Below are 21,778 nucleotides of genomic sequence, written 5' to 3' on the forward strand. Positions count from 1 at the left end.
ACAGACAAAACACTAACCTAAAAACATCATGGCCTTCGATACCTATCTTCAACTGGAACCCATCAAAGGGGAATCCACCGATGACAAACACAAGAACTGGATTGAGGTTTTCTCATTCTCCCACGGCCTTTCCCAGCAGGGATCTGGCGCAATCAGCGGCGGATCCACCCGTGTGGCCGGCAAAGTGGACGTGCAGGACTTCACCATCACGAAGCGTCTGGACCTCAGCTCCCCTTACCTCAACAAGAACTGCTGCCAGGGCAAGCACCTTGACAAGGCCGTGGTGGAGATTTGCAAAAGCACCGGTCAGAAGGAAGTCTTCATGAAATACACCTTCGAAAACGTGGTCGTCAGCTCCATCAACATCGGTGGTGGCCAGGGCCAGGAGTTCCCGGTGGAAACCGTCTCCTTCTCCTTCGGCAAGGTGAAGTGGGAATACAACCACATTGACAACAAGACGGGTGCCAAGGTCGCCAACATGACCGCCACCCATGACCTTGTGAAGAACGTTACGACCTAGTTGGTTAAGTTCGTCTTTTTGCATCAGCTCTTGCGAAGCAAACTTGGTGGCGTGCTCTGACGTGACAGAGCACGCCATCTTTATGAAATGATCCCCCTGTCAGGCCGGGCTGTTCCTGACTTTCCCAACCCCCGCGCAAAAACCTGCATGACCCCGTCGGAAGAAATCCAGCAGCAGATCAAAAACGGTGATTTGACGGCTGCCATCGCTGCGACCAAAGCCGCCATCCGCAAGGCTCCCACTGACCCCGAGCTGCGCTTCATGCTTTTCCAGACCCTCAGCCTTGCGGCCGACTGGGAAGCTGCCTCCAACCAGCTCGTCGCCTATTCCGAGCTGACTGGCCGCCAGTCGCCCCTGCCCATTGTTTTTAATGATGTCATCCATGCCGAGGTCCGCCGCAAACATGTCTTTCTGGGACAGGAAGCACCCACCATTTTTGGCGAGCCGCCCGAGTGGGTGTCCTATCTCGTCCAGTCCCTGAGCCAGTCCGCCCAGGGCAACCCTGCGGATGCCATCCGTCTGCGCAGTGAAGCCCTGGAGCAGGCGCCCGCCGTCTCCGGCAGCATCAATGGCACCCCTTTTGAATGGCTGATGGATGGTGACAGCCGCATGGGCACCCTTTTTGAAGCCATCATCAACGGCCAGTACTACTGGGTGCCGCAGAACCGTCTGCGCAGCGTCACCCTGGAGGAACCGACCCAGGCACGGGATGCCATCTGGGCTGCTGCCGAGCTGTCCCTGGAAAATGACGCCCGCATCTCCGCTTTCATCCCCGTCCGCTATCCGGGTGCTGCCGGCTGGAAATCGGACCTGCTCAAGCTTTCCCGTGAAACGGACTGGGAATCCCCTGCAGAAGGTTTTTATGTCGGACTTGGCCAGCGGGTGCTGATGACAAACGATGGTGAATTTCCCCTGCTGGATGTCCGCCAGATTGAATTCAACGCCCTCTGACCCCTCCGCCGCGCATGATGGAAGAAGCTGAGAGCCGCCTGCCTTGCCTGCTCGACCGGTTGATTGACGAGGCTCCGGGCCAGGCGGTGGGGCCTTCCCACCGCCGTTCCATCTCCCTGAAAGAATATCGGATGGCTGTACTCAGGGATCTGCGCTGGCTGCTCAATTCACCCCGCCATCTGAAAACGGAAGCGCTGTACGACTATCCTGAAGTCGCCCGCTCCGTCCTCAATTTCGGCACCCGCGACCTTGCTGGCCTGACCTCCTCCGCGTTTGATCCTCTGGAGATCGAATCGGAGCTGAGGGATGCCATCCTGCACTTTGAGCCGCGCATCATCCCGGATTCCCTCCAGGTCAGGCTGATCCATGATGCTGCGGATGACGGCAAAATCGCTTTCGAGATCAATGGCCAGCTCTGGGCGCTGCCTTATGCGGAGCGTATTCTTTTCCGCACGGAGATGGACCTGGAGACGGGAGCCTGTGAGCTTTCCATCATCACATGAACCGCGCCTTTCTAGAGCTGTACAACGAGGAACTGCGCCACATCCGTGAGCGCGCAGCGGAATTTGCCGCCTCCTACCCGAAGATCGCCGGCCGCCTGGCGCTGGACAAGGAGGCGCGCGATGCCTGCCCGGACCCGTTTGTGGAACGGCTGCTGGAAGGCTTCGCCTACCTGGCTGCGCGTGTGCAGCTCAAGCTGGAGGCGGAGTTTCCCCGCTTCACGCAGGGCATTCTAGAGACGGTTTACCCGGACTACATGGCCCCGTGGCCCTCTGCCACCATTGTGCGGCTGGAGCCCAAATGGAATGACAAAGCCCTCATGGAAGGGGCACTGGTGCCCCGTGGTACGCGGCTGAATTCTCTGCGGCTCAAAGAGGAATCTACCACCTGCACCTTTGTCACTTCCCACGATGTCAGGCTCTGCCCGTTCAAAATTGAAGAAACGAAAAAAGGTGCGGAATACCATACCCGCACGGTGGGTGAGCTGAACGTGGCCAAGTTCTGCCCGAATCCCCGTGCCGCCCTGCGCATCCGGCTGCAGCTCCACGCCCCTGATGACCAGTCCATCAGCCAGGTGGACTGTGACCGGCTGGTTTTCTACATCCATGGTGAGGACCATCTGCCCGCCACGGTGCTGGAAGAAATATTCGCCCATGCGCAGGGTGTGCTGCTGTGTGAGCCGGGGGATGTGCGCCACCGCCACAGCACGTGGCTCACGACGGAGGCGCTGGAGCATGTGGGCTTTGCCGAAAACGAGTCCATGCTGCCCGTCAGCCCACGCAGCTTTGAAGGCCACCGCATCCTGCGCGAGCATTTCATGCTGCCGCAGCGGAACCTCTTCTTTGCCATCAAGGGCGTGAAAGCCGCGCTGGCCCGGCTGCCAGGCCGGGAGGTGGACCTGATCATCCCGCTGGCTGAGCGGAAAGAGAACATGGTGGACTTTGTCTCAGGGAAGCTTTTCCAGCTCAACTGCACCCCGGCCATCAATCTCTTTCCCAAACGCTCAGACCGCGTCCCGATCAGCCCCGGCTTTACTGAATACCAGGTGGTCATGGACCGCCTGCGCATGCTGGATTATGAGGTTCATACCGTCCTGGAGGTCAACGGCTACGGCCGGACCTCCTCCGAAGAGCAGAAATTCCACCCCTTCTATCTGCGGCCAGCCCATCATCCAAACCTGGGCGGTTTTTATTCGGTCAACCGCCTGCAGCGCACGCTGTCGGAGAATGAAAAGAAATTCGGCGCCAAGTCAACCTATGCAGGCAGCGAGGTGTTTCTGACCCTGGTGGATCCCACGGCGGCACCGTTTTCCCCCAAGCTGGAGCAGCTCGGCATCACGGCGCTGTGCACCAACCGCCACCTCCCGCTGAGCATGCCCAAAGGCATTGGGGAAACCGACTTCATCCCGGAGGAGCACCTCCCCGTGCGCACCATCCGCTGCCTGGCCGGTCCCACCGTCCCACGCCCCTCCTTCGCCGAAGGCCGCCATGCCTGGCGGGCCATCAGCCATCTTTCGCTGAACTATCTCTCCCTGGTGGAAAAAGGCCCCGATGGAGCTGAATCGCTGCGGCAGCTTCTGCGGCTGTACACGCTGAACCTCCCCAGCCAGACGATCATTGACGGCATTCTGGGCATCGAGAGCAAGCCCTCCCTGGCCCGCAGTCCTGGCGGCGGTCCTGTGGTCTTCATCCGCGGCATTGACATCACGCTGACGCTGGATGAGGACCGCTACGCCGGCAGCGGCATTTTCCCTCTCGCCAGTGTTCTGGATCAATTTTTGGCGCGCCAGGTTTCCCTGAACAGCTTCACCCGCCTGACGTTGAAAACCGCACAAAGGAAGGAGGTGATGTCATGGCCTCCCCGGGTCGGGAAGATCCCCATCGTCTGATCCAGGAGCTGTGCGCAGAGCCTTGGAAGTATGATTTCTTCCAGGGCCTGCGTGCCATTGAATGCGCCTTTGAGGACAAGCCGCGCATCGGCCGCTCCCGCACTCTGCGGGATGATCCCCTGCGCTTTGGCCAGCTCCTGTCATTGAGCTTTGCCACCTCCACCCTGGCCCAGCCGCAACTGGAAAACCAGGCGCAAAAGCTCACGGTGCGGTTCATGGGCCTCACCGGTCCCCACGGCCCGCTGCCTCTTCGCCTCACCGAATTCATGCGCAACCGGCTGCGCGGCATCTACGATTCCGACATTCAGGGCACCGCCGCAGACATCGGGGTGGAGAACGGAGTCGCCTCGCCGCGGGATTCCACCCTGGCGGAGTTTATTGACATCTTCCACCACCGGATGATCTCCCTGTTCTACCGCGCCTGGGCCGTGTCCCAGAAAACGGTGGATTTTGACCGCGAGGAAGACCGCTTTTTTGCCGAGTGGATCGCCTGCCTGTTCGGCACTGGACTGCCCGAGATGGACGGGCTGGACTCCATCCCCACCTGGCAGAAGCTGCCCTTTGCCGGCCATCTGGCCAATCAAACCCGGCATTCCAGCGGTCTGGAAGGCGTCCTCGCAGATGCCTTTGCCACCCGTGCCGAGGTGCTGAATCTCACCGGTCACTGGGTGACGATCCCGGCCGACCAGCGCTGCTACCTGGGCCGCTCCAGGGCGCTGGGCACGCTCGGCCAGTCATGCGTCGTCGGCTCTGTGATCTGGGACCGGCACATGAAGTTCAGTGTACTTCTTGGCCCGATGTCGCTCAGCCAGTTTGAAACCTTTGCCCCTGGCGGGTCCAGCCATCAGCCGCTGCATGACTGGATCGCCTTTTACACCCGGCGCGAGTTTTATTGGGAGGCCTCCATCCTGCTAAAAAAAGAGGAAGTGCCGAAAATAAGTCTTGGCCAGACGGGGCGGCTTGGTTACACCACATGGCTGAGCAGTCTGCCCTTTAAGCATGATCCCGGTGACTACCATATCCGTGGCGGAGGTTTGACCCCTGCGGAGAATTCCTGATCTTACGCCTTTCCCGATCCTCATCACTCACTCCTCAAACAAGCTCCCTAATTATGTCCGAAATCCGTCCTGGTGATCTCTTTGGCAGGCTTAACCGCCTGGGTTACAAGTCCATGGAAAGTGCCGCCACTTTCTGCAAGCTTAGGGGCAACCCCAAGGTGGAGCTCATCCACTTCCTGCACCAGGTGCTCAATGAGCAGGACAGTGACGTGCACCGCATCATCCAGCACTTCGGCATTGATACCTCCAAGCTCAGCACCCACATGCAGCGCTCCCTGGACATGCTACCGCGCGGGGCCAGCAGCATCAGCGGCTTCGCCCAGACCCTCCGGGAGGCGGTCGAGCAGGGCTGGGTGTATGGATCCCTGATGTACAAGCAGGGCAAGGTGCGCACCGGCCATATCTTCGTCGGTGTCCTGAAGAATCCCGGCCTCAGCGGCCACCTCCAGGTCATCAGCGATGAGTTCCGCAAAATCAAAGTGGACCCCCTGACCGACGAACTGCCCCAAATCATCGGCGGCTCTCCGGAAGATGACATGACGGAGACCGTCGGTGCCGGGGCCGCCCCTGGGGAGGGCAGCGGTGCTGTGCAGGGAGATTCCAAGCAGGGCAGTTCCCTCGCCCAATACTCGGTGGACCTAACTGACCGCGCCCGCAAAGGCGAGATTGATCCCATCCTGGGCCGGGATGAGGAGATCCGCCAGATCGTGGACATCCTGATGCGCCGCCGGCAGAACAACCCCATCCTCACGGGGGAGGCTGGCGTCGGCAAGACAGCTGTGGTGGAAGGTTTTGCGCTCCGCATCGCCAGCGGGGATGTACCGCCCGCGCTCCGCGATGTCACCCTGCGCACGCTGGACCTGGGCATGCTCCAGGCCGGAGCCAGCATGAAGGGCGAATTTGAAGAACGCCTAAAAAAAGTCATCGAGGAAGTCCAGGCCTCTCCCAAGCCAATCATCCTGTTCATTGATGAAGCCCACACCCTCATCGGAGCGGGCGGCCAGGCCGGCCAGCAGGACGCGGCCAACCTGCTCAAACCCGCGCTCGCCCGCGGCACCTTGCGCACCATCGCCGCCACGACCTGGGCGGAGTATAAAAAGTACTTTGAAAAGGATCCCGCCCTGACCCGCCGCTTCCAGGTCATCAAGGTGGAGGAGCCGGATGTCGAAAAAGCCGTCCGCATGATCCGCGGCCTGGCCCCGGTGCTGGAAAAACACCACAAGGTTCCCGTGCTGGATTCCGCCCTGGAATCCGCCGCCCGCCTCTCCGGCCGCTACATCCCATCCCGCCAGCTTCCGGACAAGGCCGTCAGCCTCATTGACACCGCCTGTGCCCGCGTGGCCATCAGCCAGCACGCCACCCCCGCCTCCGTGGAGGATGCCACCCGCCTCATCGAGGTGCTGAAGGCCGAGCTGGACATCCTGGACCGTGAAGGCGCCATCGGCCTGGACCACCAGAAACGCAAAGCTGACATTGCCGAAAAAGTGGCCGCTGAAGAGCAGCGCCTCGCCGGTCTGACCGCCCGCTGGGAGCAGGAAAAAGGCCTGGTCCTCAAGCTCCTCGCCGCCCGCGCCGACCTGCAGAAGCCTGATGAAGAAGGCCAGGCCAGCGACAAGGCCGGCATCCTGGAAGGCTGCCTCAGCATTGAAAAAGAGCTGGCCGATATCCAGGGGGAAAACCCCCTCGTCTTCCCGCATGTGGATGAGCAGGCGGTGGCCGCCGTCATCTCAGACTGGACCGGCATCCCCATCGGCCGCATGGTGAAAAACGAGATCGAGCAGACCCTGAAGCTGGCGGACATCCTGGAGCGCCGCGTCATTGGCCAGCGCCACGCGCTGAACACCATCGCCCGCCGTGTGCAGACCAGCCGCGCCCGCCTGGACAATCCCAACCGGCCCATCGGCGTCTTCATGCTCGCCGGCCCTTCCGGCACCGGCAAAACGGAGACCGCTCTCAGCCTCGCGGAAACCCTCTTTGGCGATGAAAGCAGCCTCATCGCCATCAACATGAGCGAGTTTCAGGAGTCACACACGGTCTCCACCCTGAAAGGCGCACCTCCCGGATATGTTGGTTACGGGGAAGGGGGCAAGCTTACCGAGGCCGTCCGCCGCCGCCCCTATTCCGTCGTGCTTCTGGATGAAGTGGAAAAAGCCCACCCGGACGTCCATGAGATCTTCTTCCAGGTCTTCGACAAAGGCTGGATGGAAGACGGTGAAGGCCGCTTCATTGACTTCAAAAACACCCTCATCATCCTGACCAGCAACGCCGCCCAGGACGTCGTCACCAGCCTGTGCAAAGACCCTGACCTGATGCCGGATGCCGAGGCTCTGGAAAAGGCCATGCGCACCCCGCTGACCAAGGTCTTCCCGGACGCGCTGCTGAACCGCCTCGTCGTCGTCCCTTATTACCCCATCAGCCAGGAGATGCTGCGTACCATCATCAAGCTGAACCTCCGCAAGGTGGAAAAACGCATCCTGGAAAACCATGGCATCCCCTTCACTTACGACGACTCCGTCCTGGAGCTCATCGCCCAGCGTTGTGGCGAGCTGGAGCGCGGCGCCCGCCTGGTGGATGCTCTCATCACCAACACCCTCCTCCCCGAAATCGGCCGCGAATTCCTGACCCGCCTCATGGACGGCCAGCAGCTCGACAAGGTCAACGTCGGCGTCAAAGACGGCGAGTTCAGCTTTGAGTTTTAAGTAAAGATGTGAATTTAAAAAGATAATTATATGTCTTATACACCCGCTAATTCTGGCAACAAAGTTCTTCCCACCTATGCGGAACTTGAAAAGCATTATCCAGTGGATCCTCAGGGCAACATCCTTCGAGTAGGAGGAAATTGCGCAATCTACGAGAATCAATGTGCAATTCGTATGAGCACCGCCTTGCAAGCGGCTGGCTTCCCTTTGGATGGCGGCTTTGCAACTAATTGGGGGCCTGTGTGTCTTGTAAATCAAACCAGTCTGGCCAGAGGAGCCAAGCCGTTGGCTGATTATATTTGGCGCACTTTCGGTGCACCAGTCACCTTGGATACCAGCTCATCAGCAACGATATCGGGGAAAAAGGGGATCGTTTACTTTGATCAACAAGGGTCAGACAACAATATTATCGTTTACCGTCACATTGACCTTTGGGACGGCACTAAGACGAAAGGTTACAATCCGTTCGGTACAGGTTCGTCAAAAGTTTGGTTCTGGCTGCTGCCATAAAATTGACAGCACTCTTGATGATGTCACCACTCTAAAACCGCACCCCATGAACTCCGAACTCGACAAAGCCCTGGCTCATTTCCGTTCGACTCAGAGCAGCTTCATCATTGAAGCGGGAGCCGCCATCTCCAAGGGGAACTGGAACTCTTTGGAAAGCCTCATTGACAAGGTATCCAAATCCAAAGTGGTGGAGTCTATCTCCAGCCTGGTGAATTCTTCCGGCGAGGCCTTGAAGGCGCTGCAAGCGAAGTTCAACCCGGATGCTTTCAAGTTCATCTCGGGCATCATGATCGTCGGGGTCGGCGGCGGCATTCTGGCGGAGGTGGCAGGGGTGGCTGCTGCCATTGGCCTTTCCGTCATGTCCACCTATGTCATCGGCTGCCTGCTTCTCCTATGGGGTGTTTCTTTGGCCTTTCCATCCGTCTGGTCAATGGCGCTTGAGAAGCTGAAGAATTCGCAGAATGATTGGCTGAAATCGTTCTGAGAATTTTAGCCGCTGCCGCTTATGCCTTCATCGCTCCTTCCGCTGAAAACGGCCCTGCTTCTGGCCGCTGCCGGCCTGTCGTGGATTTCCCAGGCCGCAGCCCAGGAGAACCCGGACCAGTATCGCAACTTCGCCCCCACGAAGGATGTGGCCATGCTGGTGGATGTGTCCGTTTCTGTTCAGCGCGATACTGCCGGGCATGAAGGGGCACGCGGCATCATTCAGGATCTGCTGGAGGGCAAGCCGCTCTCCAATACCAACTGGGTGGCCGAGCCTGGCAGCCCGGAAATGGGAGAGCTCTTTGCCGATTATCTGCGGGAGCCGCGCACCGCCAACTCCGCTGAGCTGCGGCCCCTGATGGCTGCGGGCAACAGCTTTCTGAGCCTGCCGGTGGGCAATCTGACCACCGTGCTCAACGGCGAGGTGCACCGCAAGCTGCGGGACATCCAGGGCATCCGCACGCTGGTGGCGGATGGCTACCCCCGCCAGATGAAGGACACGAGTACCTGCTACTGGTTTGCCATGGCGCAGGCGGCGGACACGCTTTCCCAAAAGTCCCGCCTGGGTTATTACCTGTTTGTGGTCTCTGATGAAGAGGATGATCCGGACTACCGGGCGGACGGTCCGCCCGGGCACACCGCCCGCGACTATGACCGCTACCTGAAGGAGCTGGCCCCGCAGTATCCGGTGGAATCCATCCGCGCCGCCATCGGCAAGTATTTCCTGCCTGCACGTCCCAGCCCTCGCAATGCGGAGGTGTTCACCCCCCGGGACAGTTTTAAGCAGGTGCTCATCGCCCGCTTTTATCAAAAAGGCTCCGAAGCCCGCAGCAGCGCCCGCAACCAAAAGGTGCGCATCTCCTGGTACGCCATGGGCGTGGCCCCGGAAAAAGTGCTGGTTCCGCGTGAACCGCCACCCCTGGCTCCCGGGGAGCCGGAGCCGGTCAAGCCCCTGGCCTACCAGCCGCCCAAGCAGACGGCCCGCCTGCAATTCCTGGGCGGTCTGGATTCGGGTAAAAAGAGATTTGATTATGCCAAACCCATCCTGGTCTGGCAGATCGCCAACCTGGAAGGGAGCGGCTGGGATGCCGGCAGCCGGCCAGTGGTGGAGCTGGTCAACAGCAGCGCGCGGGCCGGCGGCCTGCTGAACAACTCCCCGCGCAAGGTCATCAAAAGCTGGCAGGTACCCGACCAGCTTCCGAACGGCACCCATCCCCTGGAGGTGGAGTTCAAAGGCGGCGATGCTTCCAGCGCGCTCAGCCAGGATCTGGACATTGTAAAAAACGCCAGCAGCACGTGGTGGCTCAACATTCTGGCGATCGTTTCCGGCGTGGTGGCCCTCGTCATCTTTTTCATCGCCTGGCGCAGCCTGAAGGAGAAGCGCGTGGTCAGCTCACCGGCCTGAAGGCTTGCGTTTCCATAACTGGTCCAGCGCGCTCAGACGGCGTGCCCAGGCCGGACGCAGGGTCTCCGGCTGGGCCAGCGTCAGCCCCACCCAGATGATGCCATAACAGGCCACCACCCAGGCCAGCAGTGAAATGACCCCCTGCACAGCGGCGCTGCCCATGGCATAGAAGCTGCCTGATTCGATAACCACATCCGGACGTTTATACAGATAGTTTTTGGTGGAGGATCCGTCTCCGTCCGCGTCTTCATCCTCTGGTTTGCCGCTATGCGGCAGCAGTAGCACCTTGCCAGTCTTGTCCGCATCCACGGCGACATTCTGCCAGGAAGTGGCATACTCATCCACCTCGCGGTACCTCATGGATTCCTGCCGCCCGTCCACTCGAATTTTTTTCACCACGGCCAGCGGGATCAGCGTCTGGGGCAGCTTGCCTGGCATCGTATCCTTGAAGTCTGTCCACAGAAACATGGGGACCTCCGTTTTATCGGTCATCAGCGGCATCCGGGCGCCGGCGATGTTCCCGGCATCCAGCAGCCGCTGGGCGCTGGCACTGGGCACGGCATGGCTGAAAAAGCGCGCCAGCGGAGGCATCTCCGGCAGGGTGACCACGAAGCCGCTGAAAAGGATCTGCGGGATCAGCACCAGCGGCACCCACAGAGTGGCCTGGGTGGTCGTCCGCGCGTGGGAGGACAGGCTCAGGCCGATCATCACCCCTACCACCCCGGCCAGTCCGAAGGCCAGGCCAAAGAGGCCCATGCCCGTCAGGGTGCCGGGAAAAATATCCCGTCCCGGACTGCTGACCAGCCCTGTGGCCCCGCCCAGCAGCACGGGCACCGCCTGAGCCAGCAGCAGCATCACCACCTGCAGCCAGGAGATCACAGACAGGAAAGCCGTCTTGCTCAAGATGTAGGGATGCAGGCTCAGCCCCGCAATGCGCTCCCGGCGGAAGATGGGCAGTTCACGCGTGATGGTCTGCGCAGCATTGCTGCAGCCAAACCACAGCGTGGCGATGAGGCAGGCAAAGAACCTGAACTCCGGGTCATCCCGGCCCACCCAGCCTGCCAGGGCACCAATGCCCACGGCCTGGAGCAGCAGCGACTTCCAGTTGCGCGGGTCCGCCCTCAGGATGCTCCACTGGGTCTGGATCAGCACGCTGAGGGTGGTGAGAAAGCCCGGCCGCTTTTGCCGCCGGAGGCTGGCCACCACCCGGCGCGGCGGCGGCGGTGCATCCGGCTGAAAGGGGGCCAGCGGGGAGGTGACAAATTTCTGCTCCCACTTCTCCGTGTCTTTCTGCTCGCTGAGCAGTTTATAAATGCGCTCCAGCTTGACCGAGGCTCCGCTGCTCTCCGTGGCCGTGGCATCCTTGACCTCCAGGAAATGGCTGCGCGCCTCATCCTGCGTGCCCATGAACATCAGCCTGCCATCATGAATGAAGGCGATGCGGTCAAACAGATAGGCCTTGTGCAGGCTGTGCGTGGTACACACCACGGTCTGCCCCGTCAGGCACAGGTTTTGCAGCGTGGAGATGACGCCTTCTTCGTTCTCGGGATCCAGGCCCGAAGTCGGCTCATCCAAAAACAAGACGGGAGGCCGCGCCAGCAGCTCTGTGGCGATGTTCACCCTTTTCCGCTGCCCGCCGGACAGGGACGAAATGGGCTGCTGCGCCTGCCGCTCCAGGCCCAGCCGGTGCAGAATACTGGACACCAGTTTCTCAATGGCGGCATCCGGTACGGAGAGGCGCAGCTTTGCCGTCAGGGTGATGGCATCGCGCACACGCAGCTCATGATGGACAATGTCATCCTGCGGTACAAAGCCCACGGCGCCGGCCTCGCTGCGGTGTTTGGCCGCAGGTGCTCCATCCACGAGAATCTCTCCATCGGTGGCCAGGGACAGCCCGGCCAGAATGTTCATCAGGGTGGACTTGCCCTGGCCGGAGCCGCCAAGGACGCCGAGAAACTCGCCCGCCTTGATCTCAATGGACACGCCTTTCAGAATGCGCTTCACCCCGTCCCCATGAGGAACCTCCAGGGTGAGGCCACGCCCCTCCACCCGAGCTCCGCACACCTGATCCACGCAGCGAACGGACGTTCCCGTGAACTCAAAGTAGTAGCTTCCCACATTAAAGCGGTCACCCGGCACCAGCGGGCGCGGTTCAAAGGCGGACCCGTTCAAATAGGTGCCCGTGCGGCTGCGGTCATAAATCACAAACCCTGCTGACTCGCGCCGGATCTCCACATGGATCTTGGAAATGGAGCGGTCATCATTATCCAGGTTCCAAAATTCCACATCTGCAGGCTGAGTGCTGCTGGTCAGCGCGTCCCCGTCCATCCGGCCGATCACCAGCTTCCGCTGGCCCAGAAATACTTCCCAACAGGTACTGGACCGCATCTGGGGCGGCTCTGGAATGCGCAGGAAGCGAACATTCGTGGTCCCTGAGGTAATGACGTCAAAGTGCCCGAGCGCCACCCGGGCACCCGGTGTGAGCGACCGCCCGTTGACGGTCAGGCCCGCATTCGGGTTAGCGCACAGGATTGTCCAGGTCGCGCGGGCGGGCTGCCATTCGATGACGGCCTGCACCTGGGCAGGACCAAAGGCCGTCTGTTCCTTGCTCAGCTCTTTGACCACGATCTGGCTGCCCGGCTTGAAGTATTCGAGTAGTCCTTTCACTCTGCGCAGTCTTTGGGTGTTTCACCCGTCCTGTCAATCCCTTTGCCAGTCTTGCCGCCGCTTCCGCAAATTCGCCGGAAGCCTTGCTGGAAATAAGCATCGGCTGCTTGCGCTCTTTGCCCGGCGTGGTATTCGCGTTCATTCCCTGGTTAGGCCGCTTTTCATCCCTTTGTCTTTCCCTATGCCGCGTCTCAAGATCCTGCACCCAGATTTGGAGGCTACCGAATATGACATCGGAGACCGGAAGCATGTGAGCATTGGCCGGGATACAGACAACCACATCATCCTGGAACACGAAAAAGTCTCCAGGCACCATGCCGAGATCAGGCTGAACAAGTCTAACTGGTGGCTGTCTGACCTGGGCTCTACCAATGGCACTTTTTGCCAGCAAAAGCCCGTCTCCCGGCAGTGCCTCCAGAATGACGACTCCTTTCAGGTGGCCGATTTTCAGTTTACCCTGGCCATCGCCGCTCCGGTTCCGGCAGCCCCGCCAAAAACGGCTGTCCCGACCCCCCACAGCACCCCGGCGGCCTCGCCAGAAGTCATCCCCGAAAAACCAGCGCCACCACCCCCGGCGGCCCAAGTTGCGCCTGCCCCAAAAGGCAGGCTGATCTGGGTCCTTGGCACTGCGGCGCTGGTCATCATGGTTGTCACGGTTTTTGTTAGGCAGCCCCAGCCTCCGCAATACAGCCCTGCACTTCCAGCGCCCCTCTTCCCGCAGGTCACGCTGGCCGCGGCAGCTGCCAACGTTTCATCGCCGCTGTCCGCTGCCAGGCCACCGCCCGCTACCGTTACCGCAGCCGCCACGGTGGCCCCACCTCACCCAGAAGCCCAACCGCCGGAAGACATTCTTTACCCGCCCAGGCCTTCCCTGGAAGTGAGCGGTCCCGTGGTCAGCCCAGACCTCCGCCAGGTGCTCTGTTTTGCCCGCCGCGATGCGGGAGCGACGAGTCTTACGGACGTCTATCTCGGGGACAAGGTCGTCCGCACCGTCCTCCAGGTGGCTGGGGAAAGTGCGCTCCATTTCTCCGAAGACAGCTCTGCCTGGCTCATCCAGGCCCAGGACGTCGATGGCCGCCAGGCCCTCCTGCTGCCGGACCGCACCCATGGCCTGGAAGGGGAATTGCAGCATTGGCTTGGCAGCCGCGATTTCAGCACTCTTGCCTACATCACCCGGGCCTCCGATGAAGACCGTCTTTATCTCAACGACCGGCACATCACCAGCTATCCCCACATCACCAGCCTGCGGCTCTGCGCCGAAGGCCGGCACTGGGCTTACATCGCCGTCAAATCGCCTCACTCTGATCCTGACGCTCCGCCGCCCGGAGAACGTGTGGTAACCGAGCAGGGACCCGGCGCTATTTACGATCACCTCAGCCACCTGACCCTAAGCCAAAACGGCAAGCGTGTGGCCTGTGTGGCCCGCTTCCGCTCAGGCAGCCAGCAACTCATTGTGAATGACCGCCCGGTGGACATCCGCAGCCAGGAGGGCGGGGAGATCTTGCAGGTCGCCCTGGCTCCAGACGGCAGCCGCTTCGCCTGTCTTATCCGGTCTCTGGACGGTGCAGCCACCCTGCATGTGGAAGGCCAGCCCCCGCTGCCCCTGGACCTCGCGCCGGGTTCAACCGAAGGCGCCCCAGCCTCCCTTCCCCTGCTGAACCGTACGGCCTCCGCCCAGCTCCTTTTCAGCCCGGACAGCCGTCATGTGGCCGTCGCTTATTCAGCGGCAGGCACAGCCACTGTCTATCTGGATGACCGCCGTCTCGGCACCTACCCAGGTGTGCAGACAGATTCGCTGCTCTTCAGTCCGGACGGCACCCGGCTCGCGTTCATCTCCCAACATCCCCTTCATGCTCTGGCAGAGAATTCCGATGGCATGCAGATCCAGAGTTATTCCGCCATTCTACGGATCAACGATGAGGCCCTGCAAACCATTCCCGCCCTCTGGACCCGCCGCCAGCCTCTGGCCAGCTTATCCCTCGGCGGCTATACCCAAATCCAATTCTCCCCGGATTCCGCTTCTCTGGCCTGCCTCGCCAGTGAGTATGACCCCAAAAAAGGCCCGCAGCCCAAGCGCCTGCATGTCAATGGCAAATGCCCCTCCACCGACACCCCCGCCATCCAAAACCTGTCCTGGGCCGATGAGCATACCGTCATGCTGACTCTCCAGCCGTCTGATACCGTCAAGACACTGGCAAGGAAAAGCATTCGGGTCGCCAAGCAGCCCTGAGAGCTCATATCCTAATTGAGCGGGGCCGGAAGCAAGGCCGCACGGAAACCGACCCTGCCGGTAAATTCCGTGATGGAGCTGCCAACGACTTTGGCGTCATTCCCCATTTTGACAAAGGTGCGGCTGTCCGGCACCTGCTTGGGCCGCGTATCCGCCTCCGAGGACCCGGGTGAGGAACCAAAGATAACCCGGTATCCCGCATTGGAGGAATCTGACATCAACTCGCTCACCCCGCCTTGCAGATTTTCCAGGCCCAGCCCCTGTGCATTGGATGTCTGGCGGGCATACTGCCATTGCCCAGATGAGGGAAGCTGATAGGCCCAGCCTTCCGGGCTGAGCTGGCCGCTGGTCATGGCTCCGGCAGAGCGCTCATTCTGGCTCAGCACTTTGCAGAATTTATCAGCCTCAGAGAACAGGATCCTGTACACGATGCCTTCATCATCTGCGGTGCAGTTGTTGCTTTCAGCAGGCAGCACTTGTTTGAGTTCCGTCATTTTCACTTCCGTCCGCCCGATCCAAAATCCGCTGTCTTTGAAAGGCACCCACACCATTTCCATGCCGACACTGTTGGTGAAGTTTTTTCCAGGAACAGCGCGCAGGGAACCCTGCATCAGACCCATGATTGCCGCCTTCAACGCCGCTATCTCTTCATCCTTCAGGCTGGACAGATCCAGGTTGGAGACCAGTTCCATCTCTTTTTGCTCCACCCCGTTTTTCAGGGACACCAGCATGGATTTCCGTTCTTCCAGGGTCTTCTTCAATCCGCTCTTTTCCTGCTCGGCCTGCTGGATCACCTGCTGCCGCCTTTTTTCCAGCAGTTCTGCGGCTTCTATCTCCGCCTTGGAGGGTTCGCTCGCAGGGGCGCTCCAGGCATTGCTGACCAGGCTCAGATCCGCCCCGGTCAGGCCTAGCTCCTGCCAGGCAGGAGGCTTTGCCAAGTAGGTCTTCAGAAGCTCCTCTTCCGGCAGGGGCGCGCCTGCGTCTTCCTGCTGCTTGCGCATGGCGGCCTGCTGGTCCTCATGACGTTTTTGCAACTGCGTGCTCTCCAGTTTCACCTGCTGCAGCTTTTCTCCAGCCTGCTTCTGGGCCAGGGTCAGCCGGTTCAGCTCTTCCTTCAAAGCTGCCGCAGGGTCATCCTTGGGCAGGGCGAGCGTCAAGGACTTCGAGGCAGGCACCCACACCTCTTTCGTTGCCCCCGGGGCCATCATCAGATATCCGCCGCCCAGCGCTGAGCCAAAGGCCAGAAGCCCGGCGCTGCCAAGCTGCCAGGGGAGGATTCTGAAGGTTTGTAAAAACATGGCTCAGGGCACAGTTGCGCCAGGACTGGCGGGGTTGTTGCTGCCATTTTCAGCAGCGGCTCCCGTTTCGCTTTTCTGGATGGCTTCTTCCAGCCGGTTTTCCGCCTCTTCCACGGCTGCCATCAGCTTGGTTCGCGCTTCCGGTTCCAGCTTGCGGGCTTCCGCCACCAGGGTATCCAGCTCCGCCAGGCGTGTTTTGGCCTCATCCATCCGCGCATAGTTGCCCGCATTGCCCGGCTGCTGGCTCCACGCGGTCCATTCATCCTGGATGACTTTGAGCTCAGCGTAAGTTTCCCGCGCGCTTTTGATTTTTCCTGCCGCTTCGGCCGTCAGCGCTTCCCACTCCTGCTGCCATGCCGCCAGGGTCTTCTCGTTCAAATCATCGCCGCCGACCGGCACCATGCCCGCCATGTCAGCCGCCGCTTTTTTAGCCCCCAAAAGCGCCTCCGCCGACTGGCTCAGCTGTTTCAGGACCGCCAGCTTGGCTTCCGCCAGCCGCTTGCGTCCGGCGGTGTCCATCAGGGGACTGCCCTGCGTGGCCATCAGTGCCTCCAGCCGCTTCTTCAAGTCAGCCATGTTCTTCGTCTCAATGGCGATCTGTTCTTCCAGCTTGCTGACCTCCGCCTGCACCAGAGCTTTCTGAGTTTCGATCTCCGACACATCCTCCCCCTCGCTTGTCGCCGATTCCAGCGCCGCATGCATGAAGGGCAGGGAGCCTCCGCCGCTGAGCAGCGCCAGGGCCTGCGGGCTCTTCTCAGGCTCCACCAGCCGTCCTACCGCGCTCCATCCTGCCATCAAGGAGATGCCAAAGCCCAGCGTCCAGACAGCCAGCACTGGCGGTGAACGCCAGTTCACCGCCTCCGCCTTGGGCAGGGGCATGTCTTCAGTGCCGGATGACATCAGGACTTTATCCTATGACTCACACCCTGCCAGTGCAAGGATGGAGTCGTGCCGCACATGACAAGCTGGGAAAATTCCCAAGTTTTTCTGAAAACCTGCGCCGCCAGCAACCCGGTGGCGCAGGTCAAAAAGACCTTTTACGAAACTACGCCTGCTGGGCGTTGATCCAGTCGATCGAAGCCCGGCAAATTTCCCAGAAGCTGCCGCTTTCCAGGCTGGCACCGCCCACCAGAGCACCGTCCACATCCTTCTGGCTGATCAGTTCGCCCATGTTGTTAGGCTTCACGCTGCCGCCATACTGGATGCGCAGCTTCTGCGCGGTGTCTTCACCAAACATGTCCGTGAGCACACTGCGGGTAAAGGCATGCGCTTCCTGGGCCTGCTGCGGGCTGGCCGTGCGGCCGGTGCCGATGGCCCAGACGGGCTCATAAGCAATCACGCAGTCCAGCACACGGCGGGCGCCCACTTCGGCCAATGACTCGCGAAGCTGGCTTTCCAGCACCTTTTCGATGAGGCCGCCATCCCGCTCTTCTAGAGTTTCACCAATGCAAAGAATGGGGTGCAAGCGGGCTTCCAATGCCGCCAGCAGCTTGGCGTTCACGACTGCGTTCGTCTCGCCATAAAGGCTGCGGCGCTCGCTATGGCCCAGGATGACGTGCTTGCAGCCGCACTCCAGAATCATCCGCGCGCTGATCTCGCCCGTATAGGCTCCGGCAGGGTGCTGGCTCATGTTTTGGGCGGCCAGTTCCACGCAGTCTTCCTGTGCATTTTTCAGCACTTCCTGGGCACGGGCAAGGCTGACGGAAGGCGGCGCGATGACGATCTGCACCGGGCATTTTTCCGGCACCAGGCGGGAGAAGGCACGGAGAAAGTCATCCGTCTCCTGGGGCGTCATGTGCATCTTCCAGTTGGCGGCGATGATAGGCTTGCGAACGTGTGTCATAGGTGAGGTGAGTGTTGAATGGATGTCCCGCTGTCGGGAGGTTTGGGCAGAGGTTGTTATTCCGGCAGACCGTGGCGGGCGGAGTTTCGGGAACCGCCAACCACAGCCAAATTCAGCATCGTTTCATTTCTCCTGCAGGCAGGCCACCCCCGGAAGGACTTTACCCTCAAGGAGTTCCAGAGAGGCACCGCCACCTGTCGAAATGAAAGTCATCTTGTCATCCAGCTTGGCTTTTTTGACCGCCTTCACGCTGTCGCCACCGCCGATGATGGTCTTCGCAGCGGAGTTCTCAGCGATGGCCGCAGCCACATCAAAGGAGCCTTTGGCCGATTCCTTGATCTCAAAAACGCCCATCGGGCCGTTCCAGATCACGGTCTTCGCCTTGGCGATTTCTTCAGAAAAAAGCTTCACGGATTCCGGCCCGATGTCCACACCTTCCCAGCCGTCCGGGATGTCTTCATTCACGCCCGTGTACTTCGTATTGCCCAGCTTCTTGGCATCAAAATCAAACGCATCTGTGATCAGCGCATCCACGGGAATCAGCAGCTTCACACCGCGCTCCTTGGCCTTGTCAATCGCCGCCTGGGCGATGGGCTCCCACTCGGCCTTATACAGGCTTTTGCCAATCGTGATGCCCTGCACCAGCTTGCGGAAAGTATAGGCCATGCCGCCGCCGATGATGATTGTGTCCGCCTTTTCCAGCAGACGGTTGATGACACCGATCTTGTCGCTGACCTTTGCACCACCCAGGATCACCACAAACGGACGCTCCGGGTTCTCCAGTTCGTCGTGCAGGTAAGTCAGCTCCTTCTCCATCAGCAGACCGGAAACCGCTGGCAGATGATCCGCAACACCCGCTGTGGAGCTGTGCGCCCGGTGGGCCGAGCCAAAGGCATCATTCACAAAAATCTCGGCCAGGTCCGCCAGCCCCTTGGCCAGTTCCGCGTCGTTTTTCTCTTCACCGGCATGGAAGCGGGTGTTTTCCAGCAGCAGCACGCCGCCGGCAGGCAGCGCCAGGGCCTTCGCCTTCGCCGCTTCACCCGTGGTTTCTTCAGAAAACTCCACCGGGCAGCCCAGCAGCTCGCTCAGCGCCGGGGCGACCGGGGCCAGGGACTGCTTCGGATCGCGCTGTCCCTTCGGGCGGCCCAGATGGCTGCAGAGGATCACCTTCGCGCCTTTTTCAATGAGGTACTTCAGCGTCGGCAGCGTCTCCTGGATGCGCGTCGCGTCCGTGATCACCATCGCACCGTCTTTCTCGTCGAGGGGCACGTTGAAGTCCACACGGACGAGGACGCGTTTGTTGCTCAGTTCGATGTCGCGGATGGTCTTTTTGGGCATGATTCAGAAGGGTAAGTTAAGCCCGCCAGGCAAGGCGGGGCGTGATGTTTAGCACAGAGCGTGCAGGGTGCTCGTAAAAATTTCGTTCCCCGTCCCCGCCTCCGAGGACGCACCCTTCACTCCTCCCCCTCAAAATATTCCACCGCTTTCATCTCAAACACCTTCTTCTGCGGCTTCACCAGCCACTTGCCCGAGTCCGGATAATGGATCACATCCGCCTGCGGCTGGTCCGCGATGACCATGAAGGTCAGGTCCTCCTCCCCGTCGTTAATGATCTGATGTGCCTCCCCCGGCGGAAACACCAGGTAATCCCCCGCCCGGATCCCCTCCTTCCCCTCCGCCCCACGCACCTGGCCCCTGCCTGAAAGGATGTAATAAGCCTCCCACTGCGCCGAGTGCTCATGCAGAGGAAAATTCATCTTCCCGGGTGCCACCCGGTGGATCTCCACCTCAAACGGATGCCCCCCGCCCCAAGTCCCCACATCCTTCCCACCCCCCGCCCCCTGCGAAAGCGCCCTTCGCATCACCCCATACTTGCCCTTCGGTGAGCTTTGAGTCGTCCAGGGCAGATCTTCAGCGTGCGTGAGGTTCATGGGCATGAGGATTTACAATGATGAAACGGACCGGCGCTGGCAACCCCTGATAAGACCCTATTCAAACACCCCCAAAACCCGCTGCGACAAATTCCTCTGCGCTTCGTTACCAGCGCTCTCTTCTTAACCCACGCCCCTTCCATGAGCCGCCCCCTTTTCCTCCTCGCCCTCAACAGTCTACTGCTCCTTTCCACTGCGCTCGCCGCTCCAAAAGGTGTCTCTACCAAAGTGCCGCGCTTCCCTGAGGACCTCAAAATCATCAACAACATCGTCTTCAAAGAAGCCGGTGGCCGAAAGCTGGACCTCATGCTTTTCCAGCCTGCGGAGAAGAAATTCGAAAAGGCCCCCCTCGTCGTTTACATCCACGGCGGCGGCTGGGGCGGCGGTGACAAATACAAAGTTCTCCGCCAGGACATCATCGGCGTCGTCCGCAGCCTCAATCAGCATGGCATCGCCTGCGCCAGCATCGAGTACCGCCTGGTGGACGGAAAACCCACCACCGCCAACGATGCCGTGGCCGACTGCAAAGACGCCGTCCGTTTCCTGGCCCGGCATGCTGCCGAATACGGTCTCGATCCGGACCGCATCGGCACCTTCGGCTCCTCCGCCGGCGGCCATCTCACCCTTGTCACCGCCCTTGGCCAGGAGGCTGATTATCCCTGCGATCCCACCATCTCTGGCCCGCCTGTCCAGGTCCGCTGCGTGGCCTCGTATTATCCCCTCGTCTCCTTTGTGGATCGCGAGCTCATGAAGGGCAGCAACTTTGAGCGCCCCCAGCGCCTCCTCCCCCTCCTCGGCGGGCCGCTGGAGGAAAAACGCGACCTCGCCCTGAAGCTCAGCCCCATCGAGCTCCTCCGCCCGGGCAGCCCGCCCATCTTCGTCGCCCATGGCGATGCCGATGTCGTCCTCAACCACAGCAACGCCCTCGCCCTCCGCGATGCCGCCACCGCCAAGGGCATCCCCATCGAGTGCCTCATCTCCAAAGGCGCCGGTCACGGCTTTAGTGGCGACAACATCCAGCCCGCCCTCGCCGAAATCCAGGCTCGTACCGTCGCCTTCTTACTGAAGCACCTCGAGTAGCACCGTTGGGTCCCCACTGGCCTCCCGAGCGCGGCCCCAGGCACTGTGTTCCTCCCTAGAAGCCTGGCACCAGCTCTCTACTTCATTAATGATATATTATATTATCTAACATCATATTTGTCTCCCGCTCCAGAAACATGCACCTCAATTCCTAAATCCGCCCTTGATTCTGCCGCGTACCGATTACATTAGAATCATTCCAATTCTAATTCTAACCTAACTATGGCGACCCCATCCCCACGTTCTACCCCCAAGCCCAGCGGCCTGGACTGCCGTCTGGCCGTGCTGGGCACCGATGCCCGCCTCACCCCGCACCGGCGGGAAGTTTTCCAGGCCCTGGCTGAGTCCAACGACCACCCCACTGCCTACGACCTCTTTGCCAAGGTCAAAGAGCGCTCTCCCAGCATCTCCCTGGCCACCGTCTATAACTGTCTCGAACACCTGACCAGCCACGGCCTCATCCGCCAGGTCCAGCTGGAGCGCGGTCAGTCCCGCTACTGCGCGAATCTGCACGAGCACGTCCACTTCCACTGCGAGACCTGCGGCAAGGTCATTGACGCCCATCCTGCCGCCGACTTCGACCCCGCCAAATTCTGGAACCTGCCCACCGGCACCAAGGTCACCCGCATGGACATCGCCATCCACGGCACCTGCTCCGCCTGCGTCAGCAAATCATAAATTATAAATCGTAAGTCATAAATTTTCCCCTCCCTC

The 21,778-nt window shown here is 60.6% G+C and carries 18 protein-coding genes; 12 read left to right on the forward strand and 6 right to left on the reverse strand.

All coding sequences use genetic code 11. From position 1 onward, the window contains the following. Positions 1-28: 28 nt before the first annotated feature. The 9 genes from WJU23_RS14100 (at position 29) to WJU23_RS14140 (ending at position 10,015) form a co-directional block, all read left to right on the forward strand. Positions 29-520 (forward strand): type VI secretion system tube protein Hcp, encoded by a 492-nt coding sequence (locus tag WJU23_RS14100; protein ID WP_346333231.1) that lies wholly within the window; start codon positions 29-31, stop codon positions 518-520. 147 nt (positions 521-667) lie between these two features. Continuing rightward, positions 668-1,471 (forward strand): type VI secretion system accessory protein TagJ, encoded by an 804-nt coding sequence (locus WJU23_RS14105; RefSeq protein ID WP_346333232.1) that lies wholly within the window; start codon positions 668-670, stop codon positions 1,469-1,471. A gap of 14 nt (positions 1,472-1,485) precedes the next feature. Continuing rightward, a complete protein-coding gene (tssE, locus tag WJU23_RS14110; RefSeq protein ID WP_346333233.1) occupies positions 1,486-1,974 on the forward strand; it encodes a type VI secretion system baseplate subunit TssE in 489 nt (162 codons plus the stop codon). Beyond that, complete coding sequence (tssF, locus tag WJU23_RS14115; RefSeq protein WP_346333234.1) at positions 1,971-3,860, forward strand: type VI secretion system baseplate subunit TssF; 1,890 nt, start codon at positions 1,971-1,973, stop codon at positions 3,858-3,860. The genes tssE and tssF overlap by 4 nt, the downstream gene beginning before the upstream one ends. After that, positions 3,824-4,918, forward strand: coding sequence for a type VI secretion system baseplate subunit TssG (gene tssG / locus WJU23_RS14120; protein WP_346333235.1), 1,095 nt, complete (start codon positions 3,824-3,826; stop codon positions 4,916-4,918). Before tssF ends, tssG begins: the two co-directional genes overlap by 37 nt. A 53-nt stretch (positions 4,919-4,971) precedes the next feature. Next, positions 4,972-7,617: a type VI secretion system ATPase TssH gene (tssH, locus tag WJU23_RS14125; RefSeq protein WP_346333236.1), complete on the forward strand. Its 2,646-nt coding sequence runs from the start codon at positions 4,972-4,974 to the stop codon at positions 7,615-7,617. A 30-nt stretch (positions 7,618-7,647) separates the two neighbouring features. Continuing rightward, the gene (locus WJU23_RS14130; RefSeq protein ID WP_346333237.1) at positions 7,648-8,127 is read left to right on the forward strand and encodes a T6SS effector amidase Tae4 family protein; all 480 of its coding nucleotides are present in this window, start codon (positions 7,648-7,650) and stop codon (positions 8,125-8,127) included. Positions 8,128-8,173: 46 nt separating this feature from the next. Next, on the forward strand, positions 8,174-8,611 hold the full coding sequence (locus tag WJU23_RS14135; RefSeq protein ID WP_346333238.1) for a hypothetical protein: 438 nt from the start codon (positions 8,174-8,176) through the stop codon (positions 8,609-8,611). Positions 8,612-8,632: 21 nt separating this feature from the next. Then, positions 8,633-10,015 (forward strand): hypothetical protein, encoded by a 1,383-nt coding sequence (locus tag WJU23_RS14140; RefSeq protein ID WP_346333239.1) that lies wholly within the window; start codon positions 8,633-8,635, stop codon positions 10,013-10,015. Here the strand turns inward: WJU23_RS14140 and WJU23_RS14145 are convergent. Then, positions 10,004-12,682: an ATP-binding cassette domain-containing protein gene (locus WJU23_RS14145; RefSeq protein WP_346333240.1), complete on the reverse strand. Its 2,679-nt coding sequence runs from the start codon at positions 12,680-12,682 to the stop codon at positions 10,004-10,006. The two genes, WJU23_RS14140 and WJU23_RS14145, sit on opposite strands and share 12 nt — an antisense overlap. A 181-nt stretch (positions 12,683-12,863) precedes the next feature. Between WJU23_RS14145 and WJU23_RS14150 the strand changes: the two genes are divergently transcribed. Then, positions 12,864-14,912: an FHA domain-containing protein gene (locus tag WJU23_RS14150; protein ID WP_346333241.1), complete on the forward strand. Its 2,049-nt coding sequence runs from the start codon at positions 12,864-12,866 to the stop codon at positions 14,910-14,912. Between the two features lie 11 nt (positions 14,913-14,923). On the opposite strand, the gene WJU23_RS14155 is transcribed toward WJU23_RS14150, so the two are convergent. The 5 genes from WJU23_RS14155 to WJU23_RS14175 all read right to left on the reverse strand — a co-directional run bounded on the left by WJU23_RS14155 (position 14,924) and on the right by WJU23_RS14175 (position 19,984). After that, positions 14,924-16,210 (reverse strand): hypothetical protein, encoded by a 1,287-nt coding sequence (locus tag WJU23_RS14155; RefSeq protein ID WP_346333242.1) that lies wholly within the window; start codon positions 16,208-16,210, stop codon positions 14,924-14,926. A gap of 3 nt (positions 16,211-16,213) precedes the next feature. Then, entirely contained in the window at positions 16,214-17,110 is an 897-nt protein-coding gene (locus WJU23_RS14160) for a hypothetical protein (protein ID WP_346333243.1), read from the reverse strand. A 145-nt stretch (positions 17,111-17,255) separates the two neighbouring features. Beyond that, on the reverse strand, positions 17,256-18,053 hold the full coding sequence (gene tpiA, locus WJU23_RS14165) for a triose-phosphate isomerase (RefSeq protein WP_346333244.1): 798 nt from the start codon (positions 18,051-18,053) through the stop codon (positions 17,256-17,258). A 123-nt stretch (positions 18,054-18,176) separates the two neighbouring features. Beyond that, entirely contained in the window at positions 18,177-19,391 is a 1,215-nt protein-coding gene (locus WJU23_RS14170) for a phosphoglycerate kinase (RefSeq protein ID WP_346333245.1), read from the reverse strand. A gap of 116 nt (positions 19,392-19,507) precedes the next feature. Further along, positions 19,508-19,984: a cupin domain-containing protein gene (locus tag WJU23_RS14175; protein ID WP_346333246.1), complete on the reverse strand. Its 477-nt coding sequence runs from the start codon at positions 19,982-19,984 to the stop codon at positions 19,508-19,510. 141 nt (positions 19,985-20,125) lie between these two features. Here WJU23_RS14175 and WJU23_RS14180 point away from each other — a divergent pair, with 141 nt between their 5' ends. Together WJU23_RS14180 and WJU23_RS14185 are read left to right on the forward strand one after the other, a co-directional pair. Next, complete coding sequence (locus WJU23_RS14180) at positions 20,126-21,064, forward strand: alpha/beta hydrolase (RefSeq protein ID WP_346333247.1); 939 nt, start codon at positions 20,126-20,128, stop codon at positions 21,062-21,064. A gap of 222 nt (positions 21,065-21,286) precedes the next feature. Next, complete coding sequence (locus tag WJU23_RS14185) at positions 21,287-21,742, forward strand: transcriptional repressor (protein ID WP_346333248.1); 456 nt, start codon at positions 21,287-21,289, stop codon at positions 21,740-21,742. Positions 21,743-21,778: the final 36 nt, after the last annotated feature.

The organism is Prosthecobacter sp. SYSU 5D2 (assembly GCF_039655865.1).
Classification (GTDB): Bacteria; Verrucomicrobiota; Verrucomicrobiia; order Verrucomicrobiales; family Verrucomicrobiaceae; genus Prosthecobacter.